This window comes from Alicyclobacillus sp. CIJ1, from assembly GCF_057538885.1.
The window spans coordinates 1-13,273 of the sequence record NZ_BAAJPH010000052.1 but is presented as its reverse complement, the minus strand read 5'-3'; the positions used below and the strand labels follow the sequence as shown (position 1 = coordinate 13,273).

Annotated in this window: 18 protein-coding genes, 1 tRNA gene, 1 rRNA gene and 1 pseudogene; 14 read left to right on the top strand and 7 right to left on the bottom strand. The window is 58.4% G+C overall.

Features of this window, described 5'->3' with window-relative positions:
* The 8 genes from rrf to AC27E8_RS00420 form a co-directional block, all read left to right on the top strand.
* Positions 1-99, top strand: a 5S ribosomal RNA gene (rrf, locus tag AC27E8_RS00455); the annotation flags it as partial.
* A gap of 430 nt (positions 100-529) precedes the next feature.
* A complete protein-coding gene (gene guaB, locus AC27E8_RS00450) occupies positions 530-2,014 on the top strand; it encodes an IMP dehydrogenase (RefSeq protein ID WP_014462914.1) in 1,485 nt (494 codons plus the stop codon).
* A 93-nt stretch (positions 2,015-2,107) separates the two neighbouring features.
* A complete protein-coding gene (gene pdxS / locus AC27E8_RS00445) occupies positions 2,108-2,992 on the top strand; it encodes a pyridoxal 5'-phosphate synthase lyase subunit PdxS (RefSeq protein WP_014462915.1) in 885 nt (294 codons plus the stop codon).
* Between the two features lie 75 nt (positions 2,993-3,067).
* The gene (pdxT, locus tag AC27E8_RS00440; protein ID WP_487097450.1) at positions 3,068-3,649 is read left to right on the top strand and encodes a pyridoxal 5'-phosphate synthase glutaminase subunit PdxT; all 582 of its coding nucleotides are present in this window, start codon (positions 3,068-3,070) and stop codon (positions 3,647-3,649) included.
* Positions 3,650-3,668: 19 nt separating this feature from the next.
* The gene (serS, locus tag AC27E8_RS00435) at positions 3,669-4,949 is read left to right on the top strand and encodes a serine--tRNA ligase (RefSeq protein ID WP_487097451.1); all 1,281 of its coding nucleotides are present in this window, start codon (positions 3,669-3,671) and stop codon (positions 4,947-4,949) included.
* A gap of 18 nt (positions 4,950-4,967) precedes the next feature.
* Positions 4,968-5,441 carry a hypothetical protein gene (locus tag AC27E8_RS00430; protein ID WP_487097453.1) on the top strand — a complete coding sequence of 158 codons (474 nt, stop codon included), beginning with the start codon at positions 4,968-4,970 and terminating at the stop codon, positions 5,439-5,441.
* A gap of 46 nt (positions 5,442-5,487) precedes the next feature.
* Positions 5,488-7,200: an ABC-ATPase domain-containing protein gene (locus AC27E8_RS00425; RefSeq protein ID WP_487097467.1), complete on the top strand. Its 1,713-nt coding sequence runs from the start codon at positions 5,488-5,490 to the stop codon at positions 7,198-7,200.
* Between the two features lie 100 nt (positions 7,201-7,300).
* Positions 7,301-7,379 (top strand) — tRNA-Arg (locus AC27E8_RS00420).
* A 44-nt stretch (positions 7,380-7,423) separates the two neighbouring features.
* Here the strand turns inward: AC27E8_RS00420 and AC27E8_RS00415 are convergent.
* The 3 genes from AC27E8_RS00415 to AC27E8_RS00405 all read right to left on the bottom strand — a co-directional run bounded on the left by AC27E8_RS00415 (position 7,424) and on the right by AC27E8_RS00405 (position 9,631).
* On the bottom strand, positions 7,424-8,617 hold the full coding sequence (locus tag AC27E8_RS00415; RefSeq protein WP_283204666.1) for a site-specific integrase: 1,194 nt from the start codon (positions 8,615-8,617) through the stop codon (positions 7,424-7,426).
* A gap of 18 nt (positions 8,618-8,635) precedes the next feature.
* Positions 8,636-9,118, bottom strand: coding sequence for a hypothetical protein (locus AC27E8_RS00410; RefSeq protein WP_283204667.1), 483 nt, complete (start codon positions 9,116-9,118; stop codon positions 8,636-8,638).
* A gap of 108 nt (positions 9,119-9,226) precedes the next feature.
* Entirely contained in the window at positions 9,227-9,631 is a 405-nt protein-coding gene (locus AC27E8_RS00405; protein ID WP_283204668.1) for a helix-turn-helix domain-containing protein, read from the bottom strand.
* A 156-nt stretch (positions 9,632-9,787) separates the two neighbouring features.
* On the opposite strand from AC27E8_RS00405, the pseudogene AC27E8_RS00400 reads away from it, so the two are divergent.
* From AC27E8_RS00400 to AC27E8_RS00390, 3 genes and pseudogenes are all read left to right on the top strand, one after another.
* Positions 9,788-9,952 (top strand): annotated as a pseudogene (locus AC27E8_RS00400) (helix-turn-helix domain-containing protein); the annotation flags it as partial.
* 103 nt (positions 9,953-10,055) lie between these two features.
* Entirely contained in the window at positions 10,056-10,226 is a 171-nt protein-coding gene (locus tag AC27E8_RS00395) for an excisionase family DNA-binding protein (protein WP_283204669.1), read from the top strand.
* 139 nt (positions 10,227-10,365) lie between these two features.
* The gene (locus AC27E8_RS00390; protein WP_487097456.1) at positions 10,366-10,602 is read left to right on the top strand and encodes a helix-turn-helix domain-containing protein; all 237 of its coding nucleotides are present in this window, start codon (positions 10,366-10,368) and stop codon (positions 10,600-10,602) included.
* Between the two features lie 258 nt (positions 10,603-10,860).
* Here the strand turns inward: AC27E8_RS00390 and AC27E8_RS00385 are convergent, their stop codons facing one another.
* Entirely contained in the window at positions 10,861-11,109 is a 249-nt protein-coding gene (locus AC27E8_RS00385; RefSeq protein WP_487097457.1) for a helix-turn-helix domain-containing protein, read from the bottom strand.
* Positions 11,110-11,202: 93 nt separating this feature from the next.
* Here AC27E8_RS00385 and AC27E8_RS00380 point away from each other — a divergent pair, with 93 nt between their 5' ends.
* Complete coding sequence (locus AC27E8_RS00380; protein ID WP_487097458.1) at positions 11,203-11,406, top strand: helix-turn-helix transcriptional regulator; 204 nt, start codon at positions 11,203-11,205, stop codon at positions 11,404-11,406.
* A 5-nt stretch (positions 11,407-11,411) separates the two neighbouring features.
* On the opposite strand, the gene AC27E8_RS00375 is transcribed toward AC27E8_RS00380, so the two are convergent.
* Positions 11,412-11,663, bottom strand: coding sequence for a helix-turn-helix domain-containing protein (locus AC27E8_RS00375; protein ID WP_487111310.1), 252 nt, complete (start codon positions 11,661-11,663; stop codon positions 11,412-11,414).
* A 91-nt stretch (positions 11,664-11,754) separates the two neighbouring features.
* Between AC27E8_RS00375 and AC27E8_RS00370 the strand changes: the two genes are divergently transcribed.
* Positions 11,755-11,973, top strand: coding sequence for a helix-turn-helix transcriptional regulator (locus AC27E8_RS00370; RefSeq protein ID WP_195867982.1), 219 nt, complete (start codon positions 11,755-11,757; stop codon positions 11,971-11,973).
* Positions 11,974-11,977: 4 nt separating this feature from the next.
* On the opposite strand, the gene AC27E8_RS00365 is transcribed toward AC27E8_RS00370, so the two are convergent.
* Together AC27E8_RS00365 and AC27E8_RS00360 are read right to left on the bottom strand one after the other, a co-directional pair.
* Positions 11,978-12,337: a hypothetical protein gene (locus tag AC27E8_RS00365; RefSeq protein WP_487097462.1), complete on the bottom strand. Its 360-nt coding sequence runs from the start codon at positions 12,335-12,337 to the stop codon at positions 11,978-11,980.
* Positions 12,334-12,651 (bottom strand): helix-turn-helix domain-containing protein, encoded by a 318-nt coding sequence (locus AC27E8_RS00360; protein WP_487097464.1) that lies wholly within the window; start codon positions 12,649-12,651, stop codon positions 12,334-12,336. The genes AC27E8_RS00365 and AC27E8_RS00360 overlap by 4 nt, the downstream gene beginning before the upstream one ends.
* Before the next feature lie 146 nt (positions 12,652-12,797).
* Here AC27E8_RS00360 and AC27E8_RS00355 point away from each other — a divergent pair, with 146 nt between their 5' ends.
* On the top strand, positions 12,798-13,025 hold the full coding sequence (locus tag AC27E8_RS00355; protein WP_487097465.1) for a helix-turn-helix domain-containing protein: 228 nt from the start codon (positions 12,798-12,800) through the stop codon (positions 13,023-13,025).
* The last annotated feature ends 248 nt before the right edge of the window (positions 13,026-13,273 follow it).

Below are 13,273 nucleotides of genomic sequence, written 5' to 3'. Positions count from 1 at the left end.
GGGGCAACACCCGTACCCATCCCGAACACGGACGTGAAGACCTCCAGCGCCGAGAATACTGGGAGGGAAGCCTCCTGGGAAGGTAGGTCGTTGCCAGGCGAGTGACAAAGGTCAGGCACATCAGCCTGGCCTTTTGTCGTTTGTGCAGAGAGCCTCCTTGGCTCCACGAGATGAGTGGACGAACATAGGCCCTAAGCCCGAGAATCGCAGCCTCTCCAAGGGAACGGCCAAGCACCGTATGCCCTCACCGCTCCAACCAGAAGCGAAGTGCGAAGGGCGGGAGCAGATCTGCAGGCCGAAGGCCGAAGCCCTGCTCCCGCTCCTTCGCACGAAGCGCCGAAGCCTTGCTCCCGTCTTTCGCACGAAGCTCTAGACGGTTTTGTCATCTTGACAAATGTGTGACCTTCACTCCTGAAGGCGCGGCAGCTCAAAAATCCGCGCATTGACACCCCCATAGCCGGTTGTTATACTGCTCACAATATTTTCGGGACGCCATGCGTAGAGCGCGAGATGAAGAGGAGGAACCATCGTGACGAGCGCCTGGGAACACAAATTTGTGGGGGAAGCCCTGACCTTCGACGATGTGCTGTTATTGCCAGCTCACTCGACCGTTCTTCCGCGGGACGTAGACGTCTCCACCCGGTTGACCACGGATATTCGCCTCAACATCCCTATCGTGTCCGCCGCTATGGACACCGTGACCACTTCGCCGATGGCCATCGCGATGGCGCGCGAGGGCGGGATCGGCATTATCCACAAGAACATGTCCATCGAGGCGCAGGCCGAAGAGGTCGATCGCGTCAAACGCTCCGAGAGCGGCGTCATTACCAATCCCATCTATCTCACGCCGGACAAGCCCCTGCGCGACGCGGAAGCGCTCATGAGCAAGTACCGAATCTCGGGTGTTCCGATTGTGGAATGCGGATCGCAGAAGCTCATCGGCATCATCACGAACCGGGATCTGCGCTTCGAGCGGGACGATTCACGACCCATCGGGGAAGTCATGACCCGCGAGAATCTCATCACGGCGCCGGTGGGAACGACGCTCACGGAAGCGAAGGAGATTCTTCAGCGGCACAAGATTGAAAAGCTTCCGCTTGTCGATGCCGAGGGCAACCTGCGGGGCCTCATCACCATCAAGGACATCGAGAACGCTCGTCGATTCCCGAATGCGGCGAAGGATTCGCAGGGCCGTCTTTTGGTCGGTGCGGCGGTGACGGTATCGCCGGACGTGATGGATCGCGTCGATGCGCTCGTGGCGGCGCACTGCGACGTGATCGTCGTGGATACGGCGCACGGGCATTCGGAGTTCGTGCTCAAGGTCGTGCGCGAAATTCGGTCGCGCTATCCGGATATTCAGCTCATCGGCGGCAATGTGGCGACGGCGGCGGGCTGCGAGGCGCTCATGGATGCCGGCGTCAACGCCGTGAAGGTCGGCATCGGTCCGGGATCCATCTGCACCACCCGGGTGGTGGCGGGTGTGGGCGTTCCACAGATCACGGCGATTTACGATTGCGCGAATGTGGCGCGCAAGCGAGGCATTCCTATCATCGCGGACGGCGGCATCAAATACTCCGGCGACATCGTCAAGGCCATCTCGGCCGGCGCAAGCTCGGTGATGATCGGGAGCCTGCTCGCGGGGACGGCGGAGAGCCCGGGCGAGATCGAGATCTACCAGGGCCGGCAGTTCAAGGTGTATCGCGGCATGGGCTCCATCGGTGCCATGCGGGCCGGATCGGGCGATCGCTACTTCCAAGGGGACAATTCGGAAGGGGACACGAAGAAGCTCGTGCCGGAGGGCATCGAGGGGCGCGTGGCGTACCGCGGACCGGTGAGCGAGACGCTGTATCAGCTTGTCGGCGGCCTGCGTAGTGGCATGGGCTACACGGGGTGCGCGACCATCCAGGAACTGCAGGAGAAGAGCCAGATGGTGCGGATCACGTCGGCGGGTCTCCGCGAGAGCCATCCGCACGACGTGCAGATCACCAAAGAGGCGCCGAACTACTCGATTTGACGTGGAAAGCGGGTCTACGCTGTACTACAATAATCGTTAGGTCTTCAACCACTCACCGGTCGGTTCCGGTTGCAATACAGAGGGGGATGCGGCATGGCGAATGTCGGCACGGATCGCGTGAAGCGCGGTATGGCGGAGATGCAGAAGGGCGGCGTCATCATGGACGTCGTCAACGCGGAACAGGCGAAGATCGCAGAGGCGGCCGGCGCTGTCGCGGTCATGGCGCTGGAGCGGGTTCCGTCGGATATCCGCAAGGCGGGCGGCGTGGCCCGTATGGCCGATCCGGCCATCATCGAGGAGGTCATGAACGCCGTCTCCATCCCGGTCATGGCGAAGTGCCGCATTGGGCACATCGTGGAGGCGCGCATCCTCGAGGCGATGGGCGTCGACTATATCGATGAGAGCGAGGTGCTCACGCCGGCCGACGACAAGCACCACATCGACAAGACCAAGTTCACCGTTCCCTTCGTCTGCGGCGCGCGAGATCTCGGCGAGGCCCTGCGCCGCATCGCCGAGGGCGCGTCGATGATCCGCACCAAGGGCGAGCCGGGCACAGGCAATATCGTCGAGGCCGTGCGCCATCAGCGCATGATGCAGTCCGCCATTCGCCGCGTCCAGGCGATGTCTGAGGACGAGTTGTACGCTGAGGCGAAGAATCTCGGCGCGCCGTACCATCTTCTCAAGCAGGTGCACGATCTCGGCCGCCTGCCGGTGGTCAACTTCGCGGCGGGCGGCATCGCGACGCCCGCCGATGCCGCGCTCATGATGGAGCTCGGCTCGGACGGCGTGTTCGTGGGGTCCGGCATCTTCAAGTCGGAGAATCCGGAGAAGTACGCGCGCGCCATCGTCCAGGCCGTGACGCATTATCAGGATTACGAACTGTTGGCGCACCTGTCCAAGAACCTCGGGCAGGCCATGCAGGGCATCGATCTCGCCACCCTGCGCGAGGAGGAGCGCATGGCGGTTCGCGGTTGGTGACGCGCAGACGATACGCCTGCGAGAGCCGGGGGCGAAGGCCCGCCGGCTCTTGCACATGAGAGAGGAGGATGGGCCATGAGGATTGCCGTCATTGCGGTGCAGGGCGCGTTTCGGGAGCACATCGCGGCCTTGAGGTCGCTCGGGGTGGAGGCCTACGAGGCCAAGTGGGCGCGAGATCTCGAGGGCGCCGACGGCGTGATTATCCCGGGCGGTGAATCGACGGCCATCGGCAAGCTGATGCGGGAGTACGACATGCTGGAGCCCGTCCGCGAACTGGCTCGCGCGGGCAAACCCATCTACGGCACGTGCGCCGGGATGATTGTCCTCGCGAAGCGCATCGAGGGAGAGGACACCGTCCACCTCGGCTTGATGGACGTGACCGTGCGCCGCAACTCGTTCGGGCGGCAGCGCGAGTCGTTTGAGGCCGAGATCGACATCCCGGCCGTTGGCGCGCCCCCATTTCCCGCCGTGTTCATTCGCGCGCCGCACATCGTGTCCGTGGGCGAGGGCGTGGAGGTCCTCGCGACCTACGAGGATCGCATCGTGGCCGTGCGGCAGGGTAATCTCCTCGCCACGTCGTTCCATCCGGAGCTCACGGACGACTACCGCCTGCACCAGTATTTCTTGAACATGGCGCAGGCGCCGGTGGCACATTGACTCGAGCGCGAGGTGTGACATGTTAGATATCCGAGCCATTCGGCAACAACCCGACGTGTTTAAAGCGAAGTTGAAGCGGAAGAAGGTCGATCCGGCCGAGATCGACCGGCTGCTCGAGGCGGACGCCAAGTGGCGCGACGCGCTCGCCGAGGTGGAGCGCCTCAAAGCGCTGCGCAACCAGACGTCTGAGCAGATTGCGCGCAAGAAGCGGCAGGGGGAGGACGCGAGCGAGGACATCGCGCGGATGCGCGAAGTATCGGACCGGATTCAGGCGCTGGACGACGAGGTGCGCGAATGGGAGCGGCAGGTGCGGGATCTGCTGCTCGCGCTGCCGAACGTGCCGCACGACTCGGTGCCGGACGGCGAGTCGGAGGACGACAACCCGGTCATCAAGACGTGGGGAGAAATTCCACAGTTCTCCTTTGAGCCGAAGCCGCACTGGGAGATTGCGGAGGCGCTCGACATCGTCGACAGCGAGCGCGCCGTCAAGATCACCGGCAGCCGCTTCGTGCTGTACAAGGGTCTCGGCGCGCGGCTGGAGAGGGCGCTCGCCAACTTCATGCTCGACTTCCACGTGGAGCGGCACGGCTACACGGAGATGTTTCCGGCGTTCATCGCCAACGAGGAGAGTCTCATCGGCACGGGCAACCTGCCGAAGTTCGGCGACGAGATGTTCAAGATCGAGGGGCTGCCCTACTATCTCATCCCGACGGCCGAGGTGCCGCTCACGAACTACTACCGGGACGAGATTCTCTCCGCGGATCAACTGCCGGTCAAACTCGCAGGCTATTCCGCCTGCTTCCGCTCGGAGGCCGGATCGGCCGGGAAGGACACGCGCGGGCTGATTCGGCTGCACCAGTTTCAGAAGGTAGAGCTCGTCAACTTGTGCCTGCCGGAGCAGTCGTACGAGGTCCTGGAACAGCTGACGCGCGAGGCGGAGGCCGTGCTCGAGGCGCTCGAGCTTCCGTACCGCCGCATCGAGATTTGCACGGGCGATCTCGGCGCGAAGGACGCGAAGAAGTACGACATCGAGGTCTGGCTGCCGGCGCAGAACCGGTACCGCGAGATCTCGTCGTGCACCAACTTCGAGGACTACCAGGCGCGGCGAGCCAATCTGCGCTTCCGGCGGGAGGAGCGGAGCAAGCCTGAATTCGTGCACACGCTGAACGGCTCGGGCCTCGCCATTGGGCGCACGGTGGCGGCCATCCTGGAGAACTACCAGCAGGAGGACGGATCGGTCCGGATTCCGCGCGCGCTCGTGCCGTACATGGGCGGGATCGACCGCATTGCAAAGGGCTGAGCCTGGGAGGGGTGTCGGGTGCGAATCTCCAACATCCGCGTCCGGCTGTCCGCGGACGACCTGAATTCGATGATCGCCGAGTTCGCACCGGACATCCCGCTGCGCATTCTCGCCATCCAGCCGGACGGCGTGCGCGGCCAGTTCAAGTTTCTGATGTGGAACATCGATTTCGCGGCGCGGCCGACGTGCAGCGCGGACAAGGGCGAGATTTCCATCGAGATTTCGGCGCGCAAGCTCGTCAACATCCCGCCGGCTCTCGTGCAGATGAGCCTGCAGGAGGCCATGAAGGATGCGCCGCAGGGCATCGAAGTCTTGCGCCAGAGCCTGCGGCTGAACGTCGCGAGCCTGCTCGAGCCGGTCGGCATCGCGCTCAAGCTGAACGAGTTCACGTGCACCGAGGGCGCGTTGGTCATCGATCTGGCCCGCGTCGAGATTGACATGAAGGGGCGCACTTCGGAACTCCGATCCATGTGGAAGCGACGGGGGGAGTAGCGGCAAGTTGAATCGAGGCGTGCGTTCGGAAACCAGGCGCCAGCCCATGGAGGCGCTGCGGCGCCAATTGCAATCCATCGACGGGCGCGGGTACAAGGCGTACGAGGTCCTCGAGGGCGCGTACGCCTTCCCGTCGTTCACTCTCGCTATCGATCACGTCCAGGGCGATCCGTTCGCGGATCCGTCCAAGGTGCGGGTCCTTGTGCCGCGGGTCAAGACCGCCGTCGGGGACGCGTGGATCAACGCGCCGTGGCGCCGCATTCGCTGCGAGGACCTGCTTGCGCGGCGCGTGGACGAGGCGCTGCGCCGCCTGCCAGGTCGGGCGCGCGGCACCGGCAAGAGCGGGCTCATCGCCATCGACGCGCCGGGGCAGAAGGTGCTGGAGCGGACGGCGGTGCAGATTGGGCGGGACGAGATCGTCATCTGCCTGTCGGTCGGTCTTCCAGCCGCCGGGCGGCGCGTGCTGGCGCGGGAGGCGGAGGCGATGCTCTTCGAGCAGATTCCCGCAGCTGTGGAGCGCGCCGTGTACGGCCTGCGCGAGGAGGAGATCCGGGCCGCGGTGGAACTGGCGGATCAGCAGCAGGCCGTGCGCCAGTATCTGCGCGATCACGGCCTCGTGGCCTTCGTCGCCAACGGCGCCATCCTGCCGCGCGAGAGCGGCGTCAGCGACAAACCACTGCGCTGTGGCGCCGTTCCCTTTCAAAGCCCGCCCGAGCTTGAGATCTCCATCCCCGTGCCCCACCGCGCAGAGCCGCTTCGCGGCATGGGCATTCGCCGCGGCATCACGCTCATCGTCGGCGGGGGCTTCCACGGCAAGACGACGCTCCTCGAGGCGCTCGAGCACGGCGTCTACGATCACGTCGCGGGCGACGGGCGCGAGTTCGTCATTACCGACGCAGGGGCCGTGAAGATTCGCGCCGAAGACGGGCGCAGCGTCGCCGACGTCGACATCTCGCCGCTCATCGGCACGCTTCCGCATGGGAAGGACACGGCGCGCTTTTCGACGGAGGACGCGAGCGGGAGCACCTCGCAGGCGGCGAATTTCGTCGAGATGATAGAGGCGGGCGCCACAGCGTTTCTCATCGACGAGGACACGAGCGCAACGAACCTCCTCGTCCGCGACGCGCGCATGCAGGCGCTGGTGGCGAAATCGGGCGAGCCCATCACGCCCTACATCGACAAGGCGAGGCAGTTGTTCGACGAATACGGCATCTCTACCGTGCTCGTCGTCGGAGGACTGGGCGATTACTTCGACATCGCCGATTGCGTCATCAAGATGGAGGCGTACGTGCCGCACGACGTCACCGCGGAAGCGAAGCGCATTGCGGCCGCCATGCCCACCGCTCGCCGACCCGAAGGCGGGGGCTCGTTCGGCGCCATCCGCCAGCGCGTGCCGCAGCCCGACAGCTTGAACAGCCAGCGCGGCCACAAGGCTAAGGTGGCGGCACGCGGGCGATATGCCATCCAGTATGGCGCCACGGACATCTCCCTGCACGCGCTGGAGCAGCTCGTCGACGACAGCCAAACGCGCGCCATTGCGGCGGCCCTGTTGTACATCGAGCGCAAGGGCTGGCTGGCAAAAGGGCTCACGGTCCGGGAGATGCTCGACGCCATGGAAGCGCAGTGGGATCAGCACGGCCTGGGCTCCATCTCGTTCCGCCAAGGCCATCCGGGCGATCTCGCCCGCCCTCGCCGGTACGAACTCGCAGCCGCGCTGAATCGGCTGCGGACGCTGAGGTGTGAGCAGCGCGAGGGATGACGGATGGGTTTTGACCGGGGCGCCGGATCCAAGGCGAGTGTGAATTTCCTTTGCCGACGCGCCCCGCGCTGCGGTATAATAATGGCGCGATTCGGCATGTGCACCCGTAGCTCAGTAGGATAGAGCGGTGGTTTCCTAAACCGCGTCTTGCGCAGGTTCGAGTCCTGCCGGGTGCGCCAGAAAGTCCGTAACGGCGAGGGTTCTGGACCCTCGCCGTTTTACTTCAGTCGTCGCCTTCTGCCCTCTTTCTGCCCTCGCAATTTGCGTTGCTTTCGTCGTCCTGTACGGAAATCAGTTCACTTAATTGCTCAATGGCCGACTGTTGGAGGTTTGGTAAGACATGAGAATAGGTGTCCAGAGTAATTCCGATATTCGCATGTCCAAGTCGTTCTGACACAATCTTGGGATGAACACCTTGTTTCAATAACAAGGTCGCATGCGTATGTCTGAGATCATGAAATCGTATCTTGGGAACGTCGCACTGCTTCAATAGGCTATACCACGATCTATCAAGGGCTCTGGGTGTGACGGGATGACCCAACTCTGTTTGTACCACGAGACCGTGATCTTCATACAGAACTCCTGCTCGGTGACGTTCTGCATCCTGAATTTCTCTATGCCTTTTAAGAGCTTCTATGATGGGATCAGACAAAGCGACGGCGCGACGCCCTCTAGCGGTCTTTGGTTCCAGAAAGTATATCTGTCCGTGAACAAAACTTAAGTTTTGCCTTACCGTGATCAGTTTCGACGCAAAGTCAATGTCGATCCACCGAAGCCCAAGGATCTCGCCCTTCCGCATTCCTGTAGTAATTGCCAGTAAAAATGCAATATAGTATCGATCATTCCTGGCCGCTAACAAAAATCGATTCACGTGTTCAATGTCCCACACTTGTATATCAACTTTCTGAGGTCTCGGTGGATCGACTAGATCACACACATTGCGCGGAATGATTCCCCAACGCACTGCACGTTCTAGAGCTTCATGAAGCACAAGATGTGCATGTAAAATGGACCGATTGGAAACTGAACCCGGCTTGCCATCATGCCGAGGAGCTTTTTGTAAAGTGATGTACAGATTCTGAAGAATGGAAGGTGTGAGTTTAGAAACTTTGATGTGTCCGATGTAGGGGAGAATATGACGACGGATATGCCATTCATAACTTCGTAAAGTAGCCGGTCGCACCTGAGATCGTTTGTGCTCAAGCCACTGTTGTAGAAACTCCGCGATTGTGATGTCGCTCTCTTCAATGAATTGCCCCGTCTGCAATTCGTGGAGTTTCTGCACAAGTGCAGCTTGAGCTTCCTTTTTCGTCTTGTAACCACCGAACCATTTGCGCCGACGCTTTCCGTTTGCGTCACGTTCCAGTTCAATGACAACATAGTACTTACTTCCTTTTTTAGTCACATGACCATTCATTGCTTGCCCCCGTTATCCTCAAAAGAATGTGCGCAGGAGAAAATCATTGATCCGCTGACGCATAGCCTCGCGGGTCACACAGAATTCATTAGCAAGGAACTCCACGCAGTCATTCGAACATGGCGATATCCATTTGAAGTACTCGCGCAAGAGAAACGACGGCGCAAAGATATGGCCTGCTAATTGGATCACTTGCGGTTCTTGAAAGACTCGGAAAACATCGACGATCTTAGTCTCGCTTTCGGAGAAGAGAAACGTATGAGAGATCTCCAAAGAAGCATGAACCCGCTGCACCTCATTTGTCTCCTTCGAGTTCACCACGCAAATGTGTTCAACGGATCCATCGTCGCGGAAGATAGTAATGGCGTGTGATTTTCGAGGGGCGTAAAACAATTTCGCGGAGTTCGATGCTGCAAGCGCCTTAAAGTCAAGCTCTCTCGGGGATGAAACACCCATGTCTTTGAAAAAAGACTCCACGCGATCTATGAGATGCCCCAACATACACAAGACCTCCAGCAACGATGTGGGACATAGTATAGGAACGTATGTTCGTATTTTAGATCGCAAGAAGAAGGATTTGGAGTCTTGACTTTTTACAGAGAGGGAATCTCAGGAAGGGTTCTCGTTCTTCTTGATGCGGGGTTTCTCGATGGTTTCCCAATACCAACGCAAGGTCTCCATCACAGCCTTTTTGGATTCCTCGGGAGCTTCATCGAATTCGGCAAAGAAGACACCTTTTACATGCTTACGTACCCAGCGCAGGAACGCTAATTCTTCGATAGTAATGGGTTCTTCCTTCGTTGCTTGTCCTTTGGGATCATCCGTTCGCCCCAACAAGTAATCAGTTGTAACGTCAAAGAAATCGGCAATACGAGTCAAGACTTCGTAATCTGGCAGTCGAAGGTTGTTTTCATAGTTCGCGATGGTGGACTCAGCAATCCCGATGCCTTGGGCTAACTCCTTTCTTGATATGCCAGAAATCAAGCGTAGCTCGCGCAATCTATCCGCAAACACGACAGTTCCTCCTCGTTGCATTGCCTGCTCTCAGTATATCCTCGCACATTGCGAAGTGCAACAAAATTTATTTCGTGTTGCTCGTTACGTATTGACTCTATTCAGATTGTGTTATATAGTCTCGTTGTAATCCCGAAATGAGATGGCGGTGGCGTGATGGAAAGTCTAGTTCGTTTAGCGAGACTAGCCACTGGATTAAGCATGGAAGATGCAGCCCGGAATCTCGGAATTCCAAGTGGATATCTTTCCGAGATCGAGAGTGGCAAACGACGTGTAAGCCCTGACCGGGCGGAACAAATCGCGTGTTTGTACGGTGTGTCTCGTGAAGAGATTTTTCTTCCATGCCGCTTCGTCTCACGGATGACGCAGACGAAAGAAGGTGAGGTTCAGATTGAATGCGAACGAACTACCTCCCGTGCTGAAAATGGACGACGTGGCGCGATACATGCGGATAGGTCGCGTAAAAGCCTACGAATTGGCACGGGATCCGTCTTTCCCGGCAATTCGCGTTGGGAGACTAATTCGCGTTGAAAGGGAAGCTTTTCTAATGTGGTGCGAACAAATGAAACAGTCAAACCGACATCAGGCAAGCTAATCCCCGCCGTCCACCGTGGGAATGGTGGAGCGAGGTGCAAGGCGGGGATGAGGAAGTTCACACTTCATAAAATACAAACTACCAACACACATAGCAATGTCTAGGAATATTCCTAAAGGAGGTGATCGGCACGGAGGCGATGTGGCTCGGACAAGCCCTACGCATGTTGAGACTGGAGGCCGGCGTCACTCAGGAGTATGTAGCGTACTGCGCTCGGACAACGCAGGCGCAGATCGCAAGGGTGGAGCTCGGTACACGGCAGCCGACGCTGTGTGTGTTGCGGGGCTACGCGCGGGCAACGGGAGACCCGGAGGCGGTCATGAGGATCTGCGAGGCGGTGATCCTTGGGGCGCAAGAAGACCTCAAGAGTGCGTGACGTAAACGGAGACTCCTCAATTCTGAGTTGTCCTAAGTTGCGTCTGGAATTCGGACGTAACTCGAAAGAAGGAAATCCAAATATCGAGGTTATCTTCGAGAGAATCGACAGCGATTCATTGAAAACGAAGACTTCTTTGCTGTTTCACGCAAGGAATTGCCGACGAATTTCGTCGCCAATTCGAATCGAGGAAATCCGAAGTTCGGGGTGAAACACCATCGGGCAATCGGTCACCGCAGTCGAAGGGCGCGTTGTGTCCTACGGATCGCGCTCGGATGAGGAGTTGCGACGCGGTGGCGTGGGGTCGTCGGTCAAGCCCGCCAAGTAATCAATACTGGTATCTAATACATTCGCAAGTCTAATCAAAACATCTAAAGTTGGCTGTTTGCTTCCTGATTCGTAGAAACGAAGCATTCGTTCGGAAAGACCGATGAACTCTGCTATTTGTCGTTGAGTCATGGAACGTCGTTTTCGAAGTTCCGCTAAACGCTGAGCAAAAACGTCCATAAAAGCGCTCCATTCTACTTGACAGGAACCATGATTCCTGTTAGCATCAGAAGCAAATAGGAACCATAATTCCTCTCTTGAGAGGTGGTGATGATGACCAAAACGTTAGGGCAGCGACTGAAAGAACGACGCTTGGCGATGCAACTCACAGTGAAGCAAGCCGCCGAAATGCTCAACATGACTGAGCGCGGTTATCGATACTTAGAGGCCGACGAAAAGCGACCATCCATTGATACTGCGGTGAAAATCGAAGAGCACTTCGGTATCCCGGTTCGGGAAATGACTGTTCGCCGTTAAGTGTCTTACGAACCCGGCTCATTCGACGACGAGCTGCGCTTCGGCGGCGTTGGGTCGTCGGTGCGGCCGACGAGGTAGTCCAGGCTGACGTTGAAGAAGTCGGCGAGAGCTATCAACTGAGAAACGACGGGTTCTCGTTCGCCGCTTTCGTAGTAACGGATAACTCGCTCAGACAACTGAACTGCTGAGGCCAATTCAAGTTGGGTTAATCCGTTTCGCCTTCGGAGCATGCGTAGACGCTCAGAAAATATCGTCATAGAATCACCAAACATCTTGATCGGCACATTCGTGCCGAATATAATGAAACTCGAAAGGCACAAACGTGCCGAATATGCGAGGTGGTGATCAATGCGGCACCTGCTTCGGCAAGCTCGATTGGAACGAGGATGGACCCAAGCCGAAGCGGCGCGCAGGCTGAACATGAGCGAACGAGAATATCGGCATCTCGAACTTGGTACACGGAAGCCGAGTCTCGACAACCTTCGAAGCATTCACAGGGTGTTTGGAATTCCCTATGAACAGCTTGTCGAAGGAGTGTTTGGTGACAAGACGCGCTGCGCACCTTGACAACTCAATCCGCAAACAGATCGTCGTCCTCCGGTCGCGGGTCCACCCACTGACCACGAGGATAAGGCCTGAACTCCTCGGGCAGGTCAGACCATCTGAGGACGGACAGCGACCAGCGACGCTCGGTGTCGCGCAGAACCAGCATGGTGGGTGAGACTTCGACGAGCATGGCGGACTCGACGAAGAACGCGCCGCCGTCCAGCGCGATGAGGCCGCCTTCCTTGTGGCGGGAGACCCTGCTGATCACGGTATCGATCACAAGGCTCGATTTTCCGCCCATCATGACGGTCATGCGGACGGGCACCCCGACAAAGCGTTCGATGATCTCGTCGGCGCGGTCGCGGGTTTCGGGCAAGGGGATCACTCCTTTGACGAAACGAGACTTTCTAGAAACTTGGTAAGTTGAACACGCTGTTCGGTCGTTAAATTGCTAGCAGCTCGCACCAATTGCATCAAGTCGGTTGGCAGTTCATTAGTCGACGGTTCACCGAAGAATTCGGCGAGAGAAATGCCGAGGTAATCGCATATGGACTCCAATGTTTGCAGTTTGATGCCACTCGAGTTGTTCTCGACTTGGCTGATGAAGGACTGGTGAACGCCAACGGCGTCGGCAAGTTGCTTGGTGGTCAGTCCCGCAGCCGTGCGAAGGGAGCGCAAACGAGCACCCACATCAAACACAAGACGGCTCCCCTTCCATCAGTGACGCTAATTAAATCCTACGTCAAGTTCAAAGCGAGCACAACACAAGGCGAGAAAATATGAGCAATACTATTGACAACTATGAGCATTACTAATACACTGATAAGCGAAGGGAGTGAAATTGGATGTTCAACGCGCAAGCGTTGCAAAGGATCCGAAGCGAACGCGGGCTAAGTCAGGCGGCGCTTGCGAAGAAAGTGGGGGTTGTGCAATCGGCAATTAGTCAGTTTGAGTCCGGCACAGTTCAACCAGCCATCGATACGTTAGAACGGCTTGCGGATGCACTCAATGTTCCGGTGTCAGAACTTTTAACTTCACAGGCTGACACAGCAAGAGAGGAGCAACCACAGTGAACGTCACATGCGACATCACCTTCGCAAACGACCTGATTGGACGGTTTGAAGTGGCGGCGAAGTTCGCAAGCCAATTCGAGAATCCTTGGGGAGTTCAGACGGAGCTCACATTCCAGAGGATGATTCGAGAGTTGAAGGAGGCAACGAACCATGCAGTATGAGGACATCATCTCCAAGTTGTGCGACGCCGACCGGAACGACCCGGATCGCGCGCGATACACGGTGGCGGATCTCGAAGCGTTGTGCCA